This is a genomic window from Luteimonas sp. RIT-PG2_3, assembly GCF_054902115.1.
Genome location: NZ_JBUBPF010000012.1, coordinates 90,345 through 108,784, shown reverse-complemented (window position 1 = coordinate 108,784; position 18,440 = coordinate 90,345). Strand labels below are relative to the sequence as shown.

Here is an 18,440-nt window from a genome sequence, read left to right as displayed (position 1 = left end):
GCAGCCCCTGCGAACGCCCGGCGTGCTTCGCCGGGCCGGACCGGGCCGCGCAGCGGCACGGGCTGACCGAGCCGAGCAGCAAGCCCTGGAAGGGGCGGCGCAGCTTCCGAAGCCGACAACGTGTCCGCTTTGCTTCACTTGCGAGAAAAAGGCCCAAGCCGGAACGCCGGTGCTAGACGTACAGCGGTTGCGGGCTGCGGTGTCGAGAAAGTTACCGACGCAGCCTCCCTCGAAGACCTCGGCCGACCCGATTCCGGGCCGACCCGGCTCCCGGAGCCGACCACGCCCCGCCTGGACCCGAACCGTAAAACTTCCCCCCGGTCGGCGAAGAGCTCGAAATTTTCCGCCCCCCTGCATCCGGACGCCCGCTCCATCCGTATCTGTCGCCAGTACCCTGGCCACCGCGGAGCAAGCAATGTCGCAGTCCACCGCCCGCATCCGACCGATCGGCGCGCGCCTGCGCGGTCTGTGGGCGGCGATCGGGCGCTGGTTTGATACCAGCGCGTTTGACACCAGCGCGCCAGCCACCGCCGATGGCGGGGACCCCGCATCCGGCGATCGTATCGACTGGCTGCGCGCGGCGCCTTTCATCGCCATGCACCTGGCCTGCGTGGCGGTGTTCTGGGTCGGCGTCTCACCGGTCGCCATCGGTGTCGCCGTCGCGCTCTACGCCCTCCGCATGTTCGCGCTGACGGGCTTCTACCATCGCTACTTCTCGCATCGCACCTTCCGCACCTCGCGCGCGCTGCAGTTCGTGTTCGCATTGATCGGCGCATCCTGCGCGCAGCGCGGCCCCCTGTGGTGGGCAGCACATCATCGCAACCACCATCGCCATACCGAAACCGAGCGCGACCCGCACTCGCCGACTGTGCATGGCTTCTGGTGGAGTCACATGGGCTGGTTCCTGACCCGCAACGGCTTCCGCACCGACTGGGACCGCATCCCCGACCTCGCGAAGTTCCGCGAACTGCGCTGGCTCGACCGCTACGACACCCTCGTGCCGGTCTTGCTGGCGATGGCCCTGTTCGGATTGGGCGCGCTGCTTGAACGCCTCGCGCCTTCGCTGGGCACCAACGGCTGGCAGATGCTCGTCTGGGGCTTCTTCATCTCGACCACCGTGCTGTTCCACGCCACCGTGACCATCAACTCGCTGTCGCACCGCTACGGCAGCCAGCGCTTCGAGACCGGCGACGACAGCCGCAACAACCTCTGGCTGGCACTGTTGACCTTCGGCGAGGGCTGGCACAACAACCATCACTTCTTCCCCGGTACCGTGCGCCAGGGCTTCCGCTGGTGGGAGATCGACCTGACCTGGTATGGCTTGCGCGCGATGGCCGTCCTGCACCTGGTCAGCGACCTCAAGCCGATCCCGGCGTGGGTGCACGCCAAGGCCAAGGCATGAGCGGGCGCATCGCCGTCGTCGGTTCCGGGATCGCCGGCCTCGCCTCGGCGTTGTCGCTGTCGCGCACGCACGATGTGGTGCTGTTCGAGGCCAACGACTATCTCGGCGGCCATACCCACACCCATACGATCGTGCAGGCCGATCGCGAGTACGCCGTCGACAGCGGCTTCATCGTCTTCAACCCCGATCACTATCCGCTGCTGAGTCGGCTGTTCGACGCACTGGGCGTCGCCTCGCAACCGACGACGATGAGCTTCTCGATGCACAGCGATGTCAGCGGCGTCGAGTACAACGCGACCTCGCTCGATGGCCTGTTCTGCCAGCGCCGCAACCTGGTGTCGCCGCGGTTCCTCGGCATGCTGCGCGACCTCGCGCGTTTCTACCGGCAGGCGCCGGTCCTGCTGCAGTCTGCCGACGCCGGCCCCTCGCTCGGCGACTACCTGCACGAAAACGGCTATGGCGACGCCTTTCGCGACGAGCACATCGTGCCGATGGCATCGGCGCTGTGGTCGTCGCCATCGCGTCGCGTACTCGATTTCCCGGCGCGCTACCTCGTGCAGTTCATGGCCAACCACCACATGCTGCAGCTGACCGGACGGCCCCCGTGGCGCGTGGTCACCGGCGGCTCCAGGACCTATGTCGAAGCGCTGCAGCGGCTGTGGTCGGTCGACGTGCGCCTGTCGACGCCGGTGCGCAGCGTGCGTCGCGAGGCTGATGGCGTTGTCGTCCATGTCGATGGTGGCGAGCAACGCTTCGACCAGATCGTGCTGGCCTGCCACAGCGACCAGGCACTGGCCTTGCTGGCCGACGCCGACGCCACCGAGCGTGAGGTGCTGGGTGCGATCCGCTACCAGCACAACGACACCGTGCTGCATACCGACGCCAGCGTGCTGCCGCGCAACCGCAAGGCCTGGGCGGCCTGGAACGCACATGTGCCGCGCGACCCTGAGACGCCGTGCACGGTCAGCTACTGGATGAACCTGCTGCAGGGCATCGACTCACCCGAGCCCTTCATCGTAACGCTGAATCGCAGCGATGCCATCGACCCGGCGAAGATCCTGCGCCGCATGTCCTATGCGCATCCGGTGTACGACGCCGCGATGGTCGCCGCGCAGCAGCGCAGGCCGGAGATCCAGGGGCATCGCCGCACTTGGTTCGCGGGCGCGTACTGGGGTTGGGGCTTCCATGAGGATGGCATCCGCAGCGCCACCCAGGTTGTCGATGCGATGCATGCACGCGGCATATCGGCAGCCCCGCCGGCGCGGCATGGTGTGGACATCGCCGCGACGTCCGTCCTGCCAGCCTGCACGCTCCCCAGTCAGGAGTCCGCGCGACACGCGCCGGCATGAGCCTTCCGTCCGCCCGACCTGATGCAATGGCCGATTTGGCTGTCGATGCCGCTGGTACGGCTGCTGCTGTCACGGGTGCCGTTGACGCCGCCGTGGCAGATACCGCGCCCGCGCCGCTGTCCAGCGCCGTCTACGAGGGCGTCGTCCGGCATCGTCGGCATTCACCGCATCCGCATGCGTTCACCTACCGCATGGCGCAGCTGTGGCTGGACCTTGATGAGATCGACGAGGTCTTCAGGTCGCGCTGGCTGTGGTCGAGCCGCCGGCCCAATATCGCGCGCTTCCAGCGCAGCGACTATCTCGGGCCCGCCGACGTTCCCCTCGCGGACGCCGTGCGCGATCGCGTGCAGGCCAGCATCGGTCGCAGGCCGCTCGGGCCGATCCGCCTGCTGACCCATCTGCGCTATGTCGGCCTAGTCTTCAACCCGGTCAGCTTCTACTACTGCTACCGCGCCGACGGCCGCACGCTCGACTGCATCGTTGCCGAGATCACCAACACGCCGTGGCGCGAGCGACATGCCTACGTACTGCCGGTGGAGACAGCGACACGCCTCGGCCGCGCGCTGCAATGGGACTTCGACAAGCAGTTCCATGTCTCGCCGTTCATGGCCATGGCACGCGGCTACCGCTGGCGCTTCACGCCGCCGGTTGAGGACCTGCATGTGCATATGGACGTCCTGCACGACGGCAAGCCCGAGTTCGACGCCACGTTGACGCTGCAACGGCAACCGCTGGATGGCCGCTCGCTGGCGCGCGTGCTGTGGCGCTATCCGGCGATGACCGCACAGGTTGTCGGCGCGATCCATTGGCAGGCCCTGAAGCTCTGGCTCAAGCGCAACCCGGTCCACGACCATCCCGCAACATCACGGACACCCTCATGAACCAGATCGCCGCCCATGACACCCGACCGGCGTTCGGCAGCCTCGATCGCTGGCTGCGCAGTCGACTGCTCGACCAGTTCGCCGACCTGCAGGGTGGTGCACTTGAGGTCAGCGATGCATTGGGCCGGATGTCGTTCGGCTCGCCGACGACGGGCGCCGACGTGGTCCACGTCCACGTCGAGGATCCGGCGTTCTATCGCATGGTCGCTGCCAGCGGTACGGTCGGCGCCGGCGAGGCCTATATGGATGGCCTGTGGCGCTGCAGCGACCTGGTCGGCCTGGTACGGCTGCTGGTGCGCAACCGGGCGCTGCTCGACTGTCTCGAGAGCGGCCTCGCGCGGGCGGGCGGCATGGCCCTGCGCGGATGGAACGCGCTGCGTCGCAATACCCGCAACGGCAGCCGCCGCAACATCGCCGCGCATTACGACCTCGGCAACGATTTCTTCTCGCTGTTTCTGTCGCCCGACCTGATGTACTCGTCGGCGCTATATGCCGACCCCGGCGACACCCTGGAAGCCGCTTCGATGCGCAAGCTCGATCGCATCTGCCAGGTGCTCGAACTGGTGCCGGGCGATCGCGTCATCGAGATCGGTACCGGCTGGGGCGGCTTCGCACTGCACGCGGCGCGCCACCATGGCTGCCACGTGACCACCACCACGATCTCGCGCGAGCAGCATGCGCTGGCCAGCCGTCGCGTCGCCGAGGCCGGCCTGCAGGATCGGGTGACCCTGCTGCTCCAGGACTATCGCGACCTCGAAGGGCGTTACGACAAGCTGGTGTCGATCGAGATGGTCGAGGCGATCGGCGCGCAATATCTGGAAACCTATTTCGGCAAGCTCGGCAGTCTGCTCGAGGACGACGGCGCGGCGCTGGTGCAGGCGATCACGATCGAAGACCACCGTTACGCACAGGCGCGCGATTCGGTCGACTTCATCAAACGCTTCATCTTCCCCGGCAGCTTCATCCCGTCGGTGGCGGCGATGATCCAGGCCAAGGCCCGCGCCAGCGACCTGCAACTGCGCCAGCTGGAGGATTTCGGCCCGTCGTATGCGCAGACCCTGCAGGCCTGGCGCGAACGCTTCATGGTGCGTCGCGACGAGGTCCGGGCACAGGGCTTCGACGAACGCTTCGTGCGTATGTGGGAGTTCTACCTGGCCTACTGCGAGGGCGGCTTCCGCGAGCGTTCGATCGGCGTGGTGCAGATGCTGATGGGCAAGCCCGGCCACCAGCGCAGCGCCACGTCGACGCTGCCGGGCCGCAGCGCCTCGTTGTCGACGGTGCTGCCGGCATGAGGTTCTGGAGCAACCTGATCGGCTACCAGCTGGTCTGGTGGTGCGCGGTCATCGGCGCCGGGCGCGGGATGGCCTGGGCCGGCGTGCTGGCGGCCGGCGTGTTCGTGACCGCGGAATGGCTGGCCTCGTCGACGCGGTCTACGCTGCTGCGGCTGTGCGCGGTGGCCCTGCTGTGCGGTGCGATCGTCGATGGTGTGCTGGCGGCCAGTGGCTGGGCCTGGTATGCGGCCGCCCGGCCTTGGCCGGGCTTTGCGCCGCTGTGGATCCTGGCGCTGTGGTGCGCTTTCGCGACCACGTTGCTGTCGTCGATGGCGGTGCTGCAACGGCATCGTCTGCTGGCGTCCGCGCTGGGCGCGATCGGTGGCCCGCTGGCCTATCTGGGCGCCGAGCGTGGATTCGCCGCGGTCACGTTCGCGCCGCCCGCGTGGCAGGGACTGGGCTGGCTCGCGCTGGGCTGGGGGATCGCATTGCCGGTGCTGGCGAGCTGCGCGCGACGCTGGCAGGGCCACGTCCCGAAGATCGGCGATCCGCCATCGACATCCACATCCACATCGGCGGGAGCGCTGCCATGAGCTGGTCGGGTCTGATCGTGGTCTGGGGGCTGGCCGCGTTGGCGATGAGCGCCGGCTGGTGGTGGCAGAAAATGCGCGACAACGCCGGCATCGTCGACGTGATCTGGGCGGCGGGTGTCGGTGGCGCGGCCATGGTGCTGGCCGTGCTTGGCGCCGGCGCAAGTTTGCCGCGATGGCTGCTGGGCGTGCTCGGCGCGCTGTGGGGTCTGCGCCTGGCCTCGCATCTGTGGCGGCGCGTGCGCGGCGAGGACGAGGATGGTCGCTACCGCCATCTGCGCGAACACTGGCAGGGGCACCAGGGCAAGTTCTTCCTGTTCTTCCAGGCGCAGGCGCTGCTGATCGTGTTGTTCGCGGTGCCGTTCGTCGCGGTGGCGGCGACGCCGGCGGCGTCGCCATGGTGGCCGGCGGCGGTTGCGATCTGGTTGCTGAGCGTCGGCGGCGAAGCCATCGCCGATCGCCAGCTCGCGCGCTTCCGGGCCGACCCCGCCAACAAGGGCCGGACCTGCCGCAGCGGGCTGTGGAAGTACTCGCGGCATCCGAACTATTTCTTCGAATGGCTGCACTGGCTGAGCTATGTCGTGCTGGCGATCGGCTCGCCGCTGTTCTGGTGGTCGTTGGCCGGCCCGATGGTGATGTACCTGTTCCTGCGCTACATCAGCGGTATCCCGTACACCGAACAGCAGGCGCTGCGCACGCGTGGCGACGACTATCGCGATTACCAGCAGCGCACGCCGATGCTGTTCCCGTGGTGGCCCAAGGATGCCGCGCCCGACCGCGCAGGCCCGCCTGGGACGCCTCCTCCCAGACAAGGACCGACCCGATGACGACGATGGCTGCCACCGAACTTGCGCACGACACCCCCGCCGCAGGCCTGCTCGGCATGGCCGAGCGCGGACTGGTCCCGGATGCGTTGCTGCGGCTGGGCATCCGGCGCCTGTGCGAACAACGCTTGGCCGAGGAACATGCCGGCGGCATCGAGGCGCAGTCCCGGCGCTACGACGCGCTGTTGCACTCCCTGCGCAGCAGCCCACTGGCGATCCACACCGATGCCGCCAACGCGCAGCACTATGAACTGCCACCGGCGTTCTTCGCGAACTGCCTGGGTGCGCGTTTCAAGTACAGCAGCTGCTATTACCCGACCGGCGGCGAGACGCTGGACCAGGCCGAGGAGGCGATGCTGGCGCTGTACGTCGAGCGCGCGCAGCTGGTCGATGGGCAGGACATCCTGGAGCTGGGCTGCGGCTGGGGATCGCTGACGCTGTGGATGGCCGAGCGACTGCCGAATGCACGCATCACCGCGGTGTCGAATTCGCGGCCGCAGCGCGAGCACATCGAGCGCCAGTGCCGCGAGCGCGGGCTGGCGAACGTCCGCGTGCTGACCCGCGATGTCAATCAGCTCGAGCTGGAGGCGAGTGCGTTCGATCGCTGCGTGTCGATCGAGATGTTCGAGCACATGCGCAACTACCAGACCCTGATGCAGTGCATCGGTGCTTGGCTGCGACCGGGTGGGCAGCTGTTCGTGCATATCTTTGCGCACCGCACGCTGATGTATCCCTACGAAACGGCCGGCGAGGACAACTGGATGGGCCGGCATTTCTTTACCGGCGGATTGATGCCGGCCGCCGACACCCTGTTGCATTTCCAGGGCGACGCGCTGTCCCTGCAACATCGCTGGCTGCTCGACGGCACGCACTACGAGCGCACGTCCAATCATTGGCTGGCCAACCAGGAGCGTAATCGCGATGCGGTGATGCACGTGTTGCAGCAGGCCTACGGGGAGGCAGGTGCCCGGTTGTGGTTCCAGCGCTGGCGCATGTTCTGGATGTCGTGCGCGGAACTGTTCGGCTATGACGGCGGCCAGCAGTGGCTGGTGGCGCATTACCGTTTCGCGCGCGACGCCTGATCGGAATCCGCGACCCGCCGACCCGCAACCTCGGTCGACACCATGTTCACAGCAGGAGGTATGCCATGGCCATCCCAACCCGGCGCTTCGTCGCTGGCCTGATCCTCGCGGGCATCGCCACCGGCATGCTCGCGGCATGCGGAGGCGGCAACGTGAAGCAGATTCCCCCGGTCGACCATGTCGACGTGCAGCGCTTCATGGGCGACTGGTACGTCATCGCGCAGATCCCGACCCGGATCGAACGCGAGGCCTTCGATTCCGTCGAAACCTATGCGCTGCGCGAGGACGGCAATATCCAGACCACGTTCCGTTATCGCGACGGCGGCTTGGACAGCAAGCTCAAGACCATGCATCCGGTCGGGACCGTGCGCGAGGGCACCAACAACGCGATCTGGGGCATGCAGTTCGTCTGGCCGATCAAGGCCGAGTACGTGATCGTCTACGTCGACGACCAGTACCAGCAGACGATCGTCGGGCGCAGCAAGCGCGACTACGTCTGGCTGATGGCGCGTACGCCGTCGATCCCCGAGGCCGACTATGCAGCGCACATGGAGCGTATCCGCGCGCTGGGCTACGACCTCGGCAAGATCCGGCGGGTGCCGCAGTCTGCCGCCGCACCGCAAGCCACGCCGACGCCCTGAGACGACAGTGCCGGCATGCGGTGACCGGCGCGCGAATGTCAGCCCGCCCGCACCCAAGCCCGCTGGCGCCTCAGTGCGACGACTTTGCGCGTTGTTCCTCGATCTGCTGATCGAGCTGACGCCCGGCGCGTTCGGCATAGGTGGGGCAGTCGATCGGCGCATGGCTGGCGGCGCGGCGGTCGGCGTAGTTCCAGCCGCTGGCGGCCGGGTGCGGCGTCAGCAGCAGGTCGCAGGGCAGGTCGCGCACGGTGGCGAAGCTGTTGCGGAAATCCTCGACGATGCCCGGGTAGCGCGGATTGGCCAGCAGTTGGTAGCCCGGCGCGGTCAGGCTGTCGACATAGGCGATGCGCAGCGGCTTGCGCTCGCGGGTATCGGTCCAGGTCCAGGCGAGGCTGCCGGGCGTATGCCCGGGCACGAAATGCGCGGTAAAGATGATGCCGCCCAGCGACACGGTTTCGCCATCCTGGATCAGCTGGTCGGCCTGAACCGGCGGATAGACGATAGCATCGCCGAAGTGCAGGTCGTCGCTGCCGCCGCGTGTGAACAGCGCCGCCGATTCGGCATTGGTCACCACCTGCGCGCCGGTGCGACGCTTGAGTTCGGCCAGTGGGCCGGCATGGTCGGCATGGGCATGGCTCGACAGCAGCAGCTTCAGGTCCGCGGGTGCGACGCCGAGCTTGCGCATGTGTTCGAGCAGCATGCCCGCCGCCTGCGGCATGCCGCCGTCGATCAGCACGGCGCCGGCGTCGGTGACCACCAGCAGCGCGGTCAGTCCGGCGGTGCCGATCTGCCAGCTGTGGTCGGCGATCTGGAAGGGTTCGATCGGCTGGCGCCAGCGTTCCTCGACGGTATAGGCCTCCAGTTGCGGCAGCACGGCGTCGGTGGCGTGCGAGGGAGCGCTCGCGCTCAACAGTGCGGGTGTTACGGCCAGCGCGAGCGCGGCGGGCAGGGCGAGGCGCGGCAGTGAAGGCATCGGCGCGATCCGTGGGGCGGGCGGGTGGTCGCCCATTGTCGACGCACCGACGCGCAGGACAAGTGCGGATCGTCGTGTTCGGCCTGTCTTGGCTTAGAGGCTCGCCCTGCGCAGGCCTCGATGCGCTGTTGAATCGTCAGTCCTTGTGGCGGTTCAGCCAGAACGCGAATACGGCCGCGGTGAAGAACATCATCAGGCTGTACAGGGCGGCCGGGATCGACATCGTGGCGTTGCCCAGCACATTCAGCGCGATGTAGATCGCCAGCGTGCCGTTGTGGATGCCGATCTCCATCGCGATCGCGGTGGCCTGCCGGCGCGGCAGCTTCAACGCCAGCGGCGCAAGGTAGCCGCTGCCCATGCTGACCAGGTTGAACAGCAGGCAGGCCACCCCGACGGCGGCGAAGAACGACAGCAGCGTCTGCCACTCGCCGGCCACGGCGGCCACGATCAGCAATGCAAGCACGACCACGGAGAGCAGCCGGATCGGTTTCTCCATGCGTTCGGCGAAGGCCGGCGCGCGGGAGCGGACCAGCATGCCGATCGCGACCGGCAACAGGATGATGGTGGCGACCTCGACGATCTTCTGCACCGGGGGCGGCACGTACTGGCCGGCACCGAGGAAGTACTCGAGCGACAGGTTGAGGATGATCGGCAGTGTCAGCAGGCACAGCACGCTGTTGACGGCGGTCAGCGTGATGTTGAGCGCGACATCGCCGCGCGCGAGGTGGCTGTAGATGTTCGCGGTGGCGCCGCCCGGCGAGGCGGCCAGCAGCATCAGGCCCACGGCCAGTTCCGCCGGCAGCTTGAACAGCAGGGCCAGGCCGAAGGCGGCCCATGGCAGCACGCCGATCTGCAGGAACAGGCCGATCAGCACCGCACGCGGATAGCGCGCGACACGTTTGAAATCCTCGATCGTCAGGCCCAGTCCCAGGCCCAGCATGATGATGCCGAGCGCGAGCGGCAGCAGCAGGTTGGTCAGCAGCGAAGCATTCATCCAGGTCCCTCCCCGGGGATGTGATGCGCGAGGGTAGCAGGCTCGGTCGGTGCGCACGTCGAACGCGCGCATCCGGAGGCGTCAGTGATGCACGCCCGATACCCGAACGCCCGCGGTGACGCGATGCTGCTGTGTGCGATCAACCTGCGGCGCGCGGCGATTGCGCGCCGGCGAGTCGTCCGCCCAGCCATGCCAGCGGCAGCGGCAGGGCCAGGCCTGCGACGGTCATCCACATCGGATGCGGCAGGCTGGCGACGTTGAGCACGACGCCGCACAGGATCAGCGCGCCCACGGCGAGGGCGGCGACGCGACGGTGCTGGCGGGCGATCCGTGCGGCGACCCAGCTGCCGGCAACGCTGGCGATGCACCAGCCCAGCAGCACCAGTGCGAGTTTGGCGGCAGGTGCGGTGTCCATCAGGCGGACCAAGTCTTCTTCAGTCTGCAATGACGTCCCCGGTGGCAGGGGAAACAGGGTCATGCCGAGCCATTCGATGGCGAGCATCAGCACGATCGCGACCAGCAGTCCGGCCAGTATGGCCAACACGGTGCGTAGCATGGGAGCCTCCGGGAAGTGCCGACGCGCGCAGCATGGCCTGCGCCCCGTCCTCCCGCAAGACCGTCCGGGCCTTATGATCGGGTCCCCTGTTGCGGAGACCGGCATGTCCCTTCCTTCCCCGAGACTGCTGGCGTTCGCCGGCAGCCTGCGTTCGGCATCGTTCAATCGCCGGCTGATTCCGATCCTTGCCGATGGCGCGCGCGCGGCCGGTGCGGTGGTCACGCTGATCGACCTGCGCGACTATGCGTTGCCGGTCTACGACGGGGACGTCGAGGCGGCGGGGATGCCGGCGGCGGTGTTGGCGCTGCAGCAGTTGCTGGGGGAACACGACGGTCTGCTGATCAGTACGCCCGAGTACAACGGTTCGATGCCGGCGCTGGTCAAGAACACGCTGGACTGGATCTCGCGGCCGATGGCCGACGGGAGGTCCGGCACGCTGCTGTTCAAGGGCAAGGTGGCGGGGATCGTTTCGGCGTCGCCGGGGCCCTTGGGCGGACTGCGCTCGTTGCTGGTGCTGCGTGACGCGCTGTCTAAGTTCGGTCTGCTGGTGGTGCCTGAGCAGGTCGCGGTCGGGACGGCGGCCGAACGCCTGCCCGACACCGGCGTGCTGACGGATGAAAGGATGAAGGCTTCGGTGCTGGCGGTCGGTGCGGCCGTGGCGGGGCTGGCGGCGCTGCGCAAGCCGGCGGCGGGCTGATCGCGATAGAGCCTCCGGCAAACGCACTTCCGCGAGAGGCAGAAGCGTTGTCGGCTTCGGAAGCCGCGCCGCTCTGATGGCGGATGAGCCGATGTCTTCGACGGCGAGGACATGCGCTGAAGGCCTGCCGACGCCGCGATCCCGCCGTTGCAGATCCCACGCCGGCGATACGGCTTTCGCACTTTCTCTCTTCCAAGCGAAGCAAAGCAGATGCGCTATCGGCTCCGGAAGCCGCGCCGCCCCGTCCGGGGATTGCTGCTCGGCTCGGTCAGCCATCCATGGCTGACTCGCCGCCGCGGGCCATCCATGGCCCGCTCTCCGCAATCCCAGGCCGAGGTGGCGCACTGATGTTGGATGGACCCATATCTTCGACGGCGAAGGCAAGTGCCAAAGACCTGCCGACGCCGCAATCCTGACGCTCGCGGCAGTGACGGGGCGGGCGGAGGTTGCGCCAAGCACGCCATGGATGGCGTGCGCCCGAGTCAGGGCAGGATGCCCTGACCGAGGGAAGAGCAACCGCAGCCCGACACGCTGCTGCAAATCCAGCGCCGACGGCCCGGCTTTTGCCTTTTTCTCTTCTCAGCGAAGCAAAGCAGACACATTGTCGGCTTCGGAAGCCGCAGCGCCCCGTCCAGGGATTACTCCTCGGCTCGGTCAGCCCGTGCCGCTACGCGGCCCGGTCCGGCCCGGCGCAGCACGCCGGGCTGCGCGGCAGTGCCGCGCAAGCAAACCCCTGCTCACCCATGGCTGACTCGCCGCCGCGGGCCATCCATGGCCCGCTCTCCGCAATCCCCGGCCGAGGCGACGCACTGAGGGCGGATGGGCCGAGGTCTTCGATGGGATACACCTTGCCGAAGCCGCAGTCGTGACGCTCGCGGCAGTGGCGGGTTGGGCGGAGGCTGCGCCGAGCACGCCATGGATGGCGTGCGCCCGAGTCAGGGCAGGATGCCCGGACCGAGGGAAGAGCAGCCGCAGCCCGCGACCGCTGCAAGTCCGGATTCAGCGAATCTGCTTCTCTGCCTTCCCGCCATCCGGGATCAGTTGCGGCAGATCTGAGAGACCCCAGGCCGGCGAAGCGCCCAAAGAAAAGGCCGCCCTGGGGCGGCCTTGGCTTGCAGCGGTGGCAGCGACGCGGCTGCGTCAGCTACCCATGCCGGCAACGCGGCGGGCCTGCATGAACTTCTGGCTCCAGTAGCCCGTATCGAGCTCGGAAACCATTACGTCCTTGCCGGTGCGCGGCGCGTGCAGGAAGCGGCCTTCGCCGATGTAGATACCGACGTGGTCGACGTTGCGGCCGCGGCGGCTGAAGAACACCAGGTCGCCGGCCGACAGCGCGCTGCGATCGACGCTCTCGCCGTCGCGGGCCATGTCGCGCGATACCCGCGGCAGCTCGATGCCGAGCGCGGTGCGGAACACGTAACCGACCAGGCCACTGCAGTCGAATCCACTGTCCGGGGAGTTGCCGCCCCAGCGGTACGGTGTACCGAGCAGGGTCAGCGCACGTTTGAGCATCGACTGCACACGACCTTCGACGACCACAGGCTCGTCGGCCTTGGCCGCGATCAGCAGTTCGACATCCTTGACCGACAGCATCCGACGCTCGGGCAATTGCACCGCCGGGGCGGTCAGCGTCTGGGTCACGGAAACAGCAGCAGGCAGCTGGTCGGCGGAGTCTCCGGCGAGGCCGGGACTGGCGGCCATCGCAGCCGGCGCGGCGAGGCCGAGCAGGCAGGCACACAGGACCGGGATGACACTTCGACTGGCCGTGGAAGAGAGTTTGCCGCTGCGGCCGGGTCGAAGAATGCGCTGTGTCATGCGGGCGTGAAATCCTTGGGAACCGGGCGATTCTGCCCAAGCCCGGACATCGAAGTGTTAAAAATGTGTGCCTCGCGTGAACACAAGCCCGTGATTTGATTCACATTTTGTGAACGGATGCCCAAAACACGCCGGGCGCAGACCTGTGGGGCCAAGGCGCCGACCGGCCCGCCAGGATCAGCGCAGGACGCGCTTTGCCCCGCTGTAGCGGGTCTTCCAGTAATTGCCGTCCAGGTGGTCCAGCCGGACCGTGCCACCGGTGCTCGGGGCATGCACGAAACGGCCTTCGCCGACATAGATGCCGACATGGGTGACCTGGCCGCCGCTGCCGAAGAACACCAGGTCGGCGGTGCTGAGCTGGTTCGGATCGATCTTCGGGCCCTGGTAGGCCGCCAGGTCGCGGGAGGTTCGGGGCAGGCGCAGGTCGAGCATGTCGCGGAACACGTAGTTGACCAGGCCGCTGCAGTCGAAGCCGCCCTCGGGGGTATTGCCGCCATACCGATAAGGCGTGCCGACCAGGCTGATGGCCCGCATCAGCACCGCATTGGCGGCGGCGGGGTCGGACGGGGCAACGACCGGCCACTGGCTGGCGCCGGTGGTCGGGGCGGACGGCTTCGGCGAGGGGCGCACGTCCGGCCGTCCGCAGGCGGCCAGGGCCAGGGCGGCCAGCAGCGGCAGGGCCAGCTTCAAGGCGCTGCGCCTGGCCGACACCCGGGCGATGCGGGGGGCGGGTTTGGCGTTGCGGCCGCGAAGACCGGATAATGGGCAGTTCTGGTGGCACGCAGGGGAATATTCACCCCGGCATCCTGCCCAAGCTTGCTGCACCCGACAAGCGATTCGATGCCGGGCGCATCCTCCCGTTACTCACGTCATCCTCCATGAAGCCGGAACCATCCATGAAGATCGAGAAAGACCGCGTCGTCCGTTTCCACTACAGCGTTGCCGAAGCGGGCCAGGAGGCCATGGAGACTTCGCAGGGTCGCGACCCGCTGGTGATTCTGGCCGGCCACGGCAACATCATCCCGGGCCTCGACAAGGCGCTCGAAGGCCATGAAGCCGGCGACACCTTCAGCGTCGACGTCACCGCGGCCGATGCCTATGGCGAGCGTCGCGAAGGTCTGAGCCAGCGCGTGCCCAAGAAGCACTTCGGCGAACAGCGCCTGGCGCCGGGCATGCAGGTCGTGCTCAACACCAACTTCGGCCCGCGTGCGGTCACCATCGAGAAGGTCGGCGTCAGCGTCGTCGATGTCGACCTCAACCACCCGATGGCCGGCAAGGACCTGCGCTTCGAGATCGAGATCGTCGATGTGCGCGAAGCCTCGGCCGAAGAAATCGAACACGGTCACGTCCACGGCGACGGCGGACACCAGCACTAAGTCCCATGCTCCGGGCTCGTGCCGCGCGAAGGGTCGTCGGCAATGGCCGGCCGGACGCCGCGACTGCTCGCCAACGCCCGTAAACGGCCAGTGTTTTGAAGGGAGGTGGCCATCGGCCCGTCCTCCCTGTGGCGTCGATGACGCGCGATTGCCCGCCGACGCTGCCGCAACGGCGACGGCTGTGATGTAATCCCCGGAGCTCTCCGGGGATCCAGATCATCATGCGCCTGCTCAATGCCGCGTATGCGGCCGTGTTGTCGTGCTGTCTCTTCGCCGGGATGCCGGTCGCCGCCCAGGAGGCCGCGACCGTTCCGCCGCCGGTTGCCGCGCCTGCGAGCACAGCGCCCACAAGCGCGCCGCCAACGACCGCGCCTTCCAGCACGCCGCCTGCGACAGCGCCATCCACGACCGCGCCGTCCGCAGCGACGTCTCCCCTGGCCGCGACCGATCCGGCCGCCGCGCCGGAGCCGCGCGCGATCGATGCCGCCGACCTCTCGGCCTATGCCGATGGCCTGATCCAGGCCGCGATGCTGCGCGACAAGATCGCCGGCGTCACCGTCTCGATCGTCGACCGCCAGGGGCCGTTGCTGCTGCGCGGCTATGGCGTGGCCGGAGTGTCGCCGACGACTCCGGTGGATCCGTCGCAGACGCTGTTCCGGATCGCGTCGATCTCCAAGACCTTTACCTACCTGCTGGGCCTGAAACTGGTCGAGGCCGGCAAGCTCGATCTCGAGAAGCCGCTCAACGCCTACCTGCCGGCCGACCTGCAGGTGCCGGACGACGGCTATCCGCCAGTGCTGGTGCGGCACCTGTTCACGCATACCGCTGGCTATGAAGACTCGGCGATGGGACACCTGTTCGTCGACCGTGCCGACCGCGTCACCAGCCTGGAGCAGTACATCCAGCAGCACCGGCCGGCGCGCGTACGCGAGCCCGGCACCCGCGCGGTGTACTCCAACTACTCGCTCGCGCTGCTCGGCGTGCTGGTCGCGCATCTCAACGGCACCGATTTCGACACCCTGGTCGAGCGCGAACTGTTCGCGCCGATGCAGATGACCTCGACGACGTTCCGCGAGCCGCTCAGCGACAGCGATTCGCGCAACGCGGGCGCGGCCTTCACCGGCCGCTGGTCGCAGGGCTTCAAGCGCGGCGGTGGCGGCTACAAGCCGCAGGTGTTCGAGTATATCGCCCAGGTCGGTCCGGTCGGCGGCGCGTCGAGCACGGCTGCGGACATGGGCCGCTACATGCGCATGCTGCTGCGCGGCGGCGAACTCGACGGCACCCAGGTGCTGACGCCGGCCGAATATGCGCGGCTGCGCTCGCCGCCGCTGTTCCGCAACGCCAAGGAAGTCAGCGGCTTCTCGTACGGGTTCTTCAACACCCGCTATGGCCAGGTCGAAACGCTGGGCCACGGCGGTGCGACCAGCTGGTTCCATTCGGGCATGACGGTGGCGCCCGAGCTGGGCGTGGGCATCTTCATCTCCACCAACACCGATACTGGCCGTCGCTTCGCCGGCCAGTTCGCGGGCCTGATCCTCGAGCGCTATTTCGAGAACGCGCGCGCCGCGGCGGTGCCGGCAGTGCCGGCAGGCTTCGACGCCAGCCGCTTCGTCGGCAAGTACAACAGCGACCGCAGCAACCATCGCAGTGCCGAGAAGGTGTTCCTGTCGACGACGCAGGACGTCGCGGCGGCCGACGACCAGAGCCTGGTCATCACCAGCAATGGCGAAAGCTCGCGCTGGATCCCCGAAGGCGGGCTGGTGTTCCGCGAAGCCGAAGGGCAGGGACGGATCAGCTTCTTCGAGAACGACAAGGGCGAGATCACCGGCTATGCCAGTGCGCTCGGCCACAACGCGTTCACCCGCGTGCAGACCTTGTCGGTGCTCGACAACTGGTTGCTGCTGCTGACCGTGACCGGCGTGCTCGCGCTGCTGGTGCTGGTCGGCGCGTGGCTGCGTCGCGGCCGTCGCGAGCAGGTTGCACCGGCCGCACGCCGTGCCGCGTTCTGGCTGTATGTCAGCGCCTTCGCCTGGCTGGCCTGGGTGGTCGCCGTGCTGGTCTATCTGAAGCGCGCGACCGGCGATGAGACCGCGGTGTTCTACGGCTATCCCGGCGTGTTCCTGCCCGTGCTGCTGTGGACCGCGCCGCTGTTGATGCTGCTGAGCCTGGTCAACATCCTGCTGCTGTGGCCGTTCCTGCGCGCGCGCGGCTGGGGCTTCTGGCGCAAGTCGCGACACCTGGTCGTTGTGGCGGTGTTCGCGTTGGCCGCGTGGTCGTTGTGGGCCTGGAATTTCGTCGGCTGGAAACTCTGAGAACCTGTTCACGATCTTGCCGTGCTTGCCAGCTGACGCGCGTGCGGTGCTCGAAAGAACCGCATGGAGCGGTTCTTGACATCGCGCCAGCGATGGCCCGAAGGGTGGCCACCACGGAGGGTGGCCCCAAATGCTCATGAACATGTTGATTGATAGGCACGTACACTGCGATTCCTGCCCGCTGCTCACTACTGTGTCCTCCACGCGCCATCTGACTGCGCTCGCGACAGACCGTGAACAGGTTCTGACCCGATCGCCGCAGGCGACGCGCGGCGGTTTGCCGCCGTTGCCTGATGCCGGCAACGGCACCGGCTTGCCAGATCCGGGGTCGCCGGCGCTGTCGTCGCTGCCGCCAGCGCAACGCTTGCCGGTGCTGGATGCGCTGCGTGGTTTCGCGTTGCTCGGCATCTTCCTGATGAACATCGAGTGGTTCAGCCGGCCGATGCAGGAGATGGCGCTCGGCGTTCCTGCCGACGCCACCGGTTGGGATTACCGCGCCGCGTGGCTGGTGCAAGTACTGGTGCAGGGCAAGTTCTGGGTGTTGTTCGCGCTGCTGTTCGGCATCGGCTTCGCGTTGATGGCGCGTCGACCGGGACCGTCGGCCGACGATGGCCGTGGCTTCCGCCGGATGTTCAAGCGCCGCTGCGCGATGCTGCTGGTGCTGGGCCTGGCGCACGCGGTGCTGTTGTGGCCAGGCGACATCCTGCATCTGTATGCGCTGGCCGGGTTGTTGTTGCTGGGCATGCGCGGGCTGTCGCCTGGGCTGCAGGCCGGCGTCGGCACCGCCCTGTATGCCGCCGCCGCCGTGATGATGCTGGCGGTGGGCGGGCTGATGCTGGCGATGGCGTCGATCGACGGCGCCGCGCTGGCGTCGGTCATCGACGAGAGCATGGCCGACGCGACCCGGGCCGCCGATCGTTACGCGCAAGGCGATTTCCTGGCCGTCAGCCTGCAGCGCCTGCAGGATTTTCTGTTGGTGCTGCAGGCCATCTGGCTGTCGATTCCGATGGCCCTGGGCGTATTCCTGATCGGCAACTGGCTGGTGGCCAGCGGCCGGATTGACGATATTGGCCGGCATCGCGGCTTCTTCATCCGGCTGGCCGCCATCGCATTGCCGCTGGGGATCGCGATGGAGGTCGGCGCGCTCGCGCTGGGCACCCGCTTCAGTCCGGCGCAGCTTGGCCAGGCGACGATCGCCACCGCCGTGAAGATGGCGGCCAGCCTGCCGCTGGCGCTGGCCTACCTGGCGCTGTTCGTCCTCGCCTTCCAGTCGCAGGCGCTCGCACGCGTGCTGCGCTGGCTGGCGCCGGCCGGGCGCATGGCGCTGAGCAACTACCTGCTGCAGTCGCTGTTGGCGTCGAGCCTGTTCTATGGTTACGGCGCCGGTGCGTGGGGACAGTTAGGACGCGCGGAGCAGGTGTTGCTGGTGCTGCTGGTGTTCGCGCTGCAGGTGCTGGCGAGCCACTGGTGGCTGTCGCGGCATCGGCTCGGCCCGGTGGAATGGCTGTGGCGCTGGTGGAGCCATGGCGTGAGGCCGCCGATGCGAACGCGCTAGCGCGGACAGTGGGATCAAGCCGCCCCCGGCAACGGACGCATGGACGGAATGCTGCGATCCCCATGACGGCGCAAACCGGCGGGTCGAAGCGCGAAACCGGGCGCGCCGGATCGCTACACTGT

At 67.9% G+C, this 18,440-nt stretch carries 17 protein-coding genes; 12 read left to right on the top strand and 5 right to left on the bottom strand.

The features are described 5' to 3' along the window. Positions 1-478: 478 nt before the first annotated feature. The 8 genes from ACYX7E_RS16400 (at position 479) to ACYX7E_RS16365 (ending at position 8,040) form a co-directional block, all read left to right on the top strand. Positions 479-1,402 (top strand): acyl-CoA desaturase, encoded by a 924-nt coding sequence (locus ACYX7E_RS16400; protein ID WP_462081675.1) that lies wholly within the window; start codon positions 479-481, stop codon positions 1,400-1,402. Then, complete coding sequence (locus ACYX7E_RS16395; protein ID WP_462081673.1) at positions 1,399-2,751, top strand: NAD(P)/FAD-dependent oxidoreductase; 1,353 nt, start codon at positions 1,399-1,401, stop codon at positions 2,749-2,751. The genes ACYX7E_RS16400 and ACYX7E_RS16395 overlap by 4 nt, the downstream gene beginning before the upstream one ends. Positions 2,752-2,777: 26 nt before the next feature. Further along, the gene (locus ACYX7E_RS16390) at positions 2,778-3,632 is read left to right on the top strand and encodes a DUF1365 domain-containing protein (RefSeq protein ID WP_462081672.1); all 855 of its coding nucleotides are present in this window, start codon (positions 2,778-2,780) and stop codon (positions 3,630-3,632) included. After that, on the top strand, positions 3,629-4,924 hold the full coding sequence (locus ACYX7E_RS16385) for a class I SAM-dependent methyltransferase (RefSeq protein WP_462081671.1): 1,296 nt from the start codon (positions 3,629-3,631) through the stop codon (positions 4,922-4,924). Before ACYX7E_RS16390 ends, ACYX7E_RS16385 begins: the two co-directional genes overlap by 4 nt. Further along, the gene (locus ACYX7E_RS16380) at positions 4,921-5,496 is read left to right on the top strand and encodes a DUF2878 domain-containing protein (protein WP_462081670.1); all 576 of its coding nucleotides are present in this window, start codon (positions 4,921-4,923) and stop codon (positions 5,494-5,496) included. Before ACYX7E_RS16385 ends, ACYX7E_RS16380 begins: the two co-directional genes overlap by 4 nt. After that, positions 5,493-6,320, top strand: coding sequence for a DUF1295 domain-containing protein (locus ACYX7E_RS16375; protein WP_462081669.1), 828 nt, complete (start codon positions 5,493-5,495; stop codon positions 6,318-6,320). Before ACYX7E_RS16380 ends, ACYX7E_RS16375 begins: the two co-directional genes overlap by 4 nt. Further along, complete coding sequence (locus tag ACYX7E_RS16370) at positions 6,317-7,399, top strand: SAM-dependent methyltransferase (RefSeq protein ID WP_462081668.1); 1,083 nt, start codon at positions 6,317-6,319, stop codon at positions 7,397-7,399. The genes ACYX7E_RS16375 and ACYX7E_RS16370 overlap by 4 nt, the downstream gene beginning before the upstream one ends. Positions 7,400-7,464: 65 nt before the next feature. Continuing rightward, positions 7,465-8,040, top strand: coding sequence for a lipocalin family protein (locus ACYX7E_RS16365; RefSeq protein ID WP_462081667.1), 576 nt, complete (start codon positions 7,465-7,467; stop codon positions 8,038-8,040). A 70-nt stretch (positions 8,041-8,110) separates the two neighbouring features. Here ACYX7E_RS16365 and bla read toward each other — a convergent pair whose 3' ends face one another. The 3 genes from bla to ACYX7E_RS16350 form a co-directional block, all read right to left on the bottom strand. Beyond that, positions 8,111-9,013: a subclass B3 metallo-beta-lactamase gene (gene bla, locus ACYX7E_RS16360; RefSeq protein ID WP_462081666.1), complete on the bottom strand. Its 903-nt coding sequence runs from the start codon at positions 9,011-9,013 to the stop codon at positions 8,111-8,113. A 136-nt stretch (positions 9,014-9,149) separates the two neighbouring features. Beyond that, a complete protein-coding gene (locus ACYX7E_RS16355; RefSeq protein WP_462081665.1) occupies positions 9,150-10,007 on the bottom strand; it encodes a bile acid:sodium symporter family protein in 858 nt (285 codons plus the stop codon). 139 nt (positions 10,008-10,146) lie between these two features. Beyond that, positions 10,147-10,563, bottom strand: coding sequence for a hypothetical protein (locus ACYX7E_RS16350; protein ID WP_462081664.1), 417 nt, complete (start codon positions 10,561-10,563; stop codon positions 10,147-10,149). Between the two features lie 103 nt (positions 10,564-10,666). Here ACYX7E_RS16350 and ACYX7E_RS16345 point away from each other — a divergent pair, with 103 nt between their 5' ends. Then, a complete protein-coding gene (locus ACYX7E_RS16345) occupies positions 10,667-11,260 on the top strand; it encodes an NADPH-dependent FMN reductase (protein WP_462081663.1) in 594 nt (197 codons plus the stop codon). 1,140 nt (positions 11,261-12,400) lie between these two features. Here ACYX7E_RS16345 and ACYX7E_RS16340 read toward each other — a convergent pair. Together ACYX7E_RS16340 and ACYX7E_RS16335 are read right to left on the bottom strand one after the other, a co-directional pair. Continuing rightward, entirely contained in the window at positions 12,401-13,075 is a 675-nt protein-coding gene (locus tag ACYX7E_RS16340) for a C40 family peptidase (protein WP_462081662.1), read from the bottom strand. A 177-nt stretch (positions 13,076-13,252) separates the two neighbouring features. Then, on the bottom strand, positions 13,253-13,786 hold the full coding sequence (locus ACYX7E_RS16335) for a C40 family peptidase (protein WP_462081661.1): 534 nt from the start codon (positions 13,784-13,786) through the stop codon (positions 13,253-13,255). A 185-nt stretch (positions 13,787-13,971) separates the two neighbouring features. Here ACYX7E_RS16335 and ACYX7E_RS16330 point away from each other — a divergent pair, with 185 nt between their 5' ends. The 3 genes from ACYX7E_RS16330 (at position 13,972) to ACYX7E_RS16320 (ending at position 18,318) form a co-directional block, all read left to right on the top strand. After that, the gene (locus ACYX7E_RS16330; protein WP_462081660.1) at positions 13,972-14,451 is read left to right on the top strand and encodes an FKBP-type peptidyl-prolyl cis-trans isomerase; all 480 of its coding nucleotides are present in this window, start codon (positions 13,972-13,974) and stop codon (positions 14,449-14,451) included. A 221-nt stretch (positions 14,452-14,672) separates the two neighbouring features. After that, on the top strand, positions 14,673-16,763 hold the full coding sequence (locus ACYX7E_RS16325; protein ID WP_462081659.1) for a serine hydrolase domain-containing protein: 2,091 nt from the start codon (positions 14,673-14,675) through the stop codon (positions 16,761-16,763). 286 nt (positions 16,764-17,049) lie between these two features. Next, positions 17,050-18,318, top strand: a complete 1,269-nt coding sequence (locus ACYX7E_RS16320; RefSeq protein ID WP_462081658.1) for a DUF418 domain-containing protein — start codon at positions 17,050-17,052, stop codon at positions 18,316-18,318. Positions 18,319-18,440 lie beyond the last annotated feature (122 nt).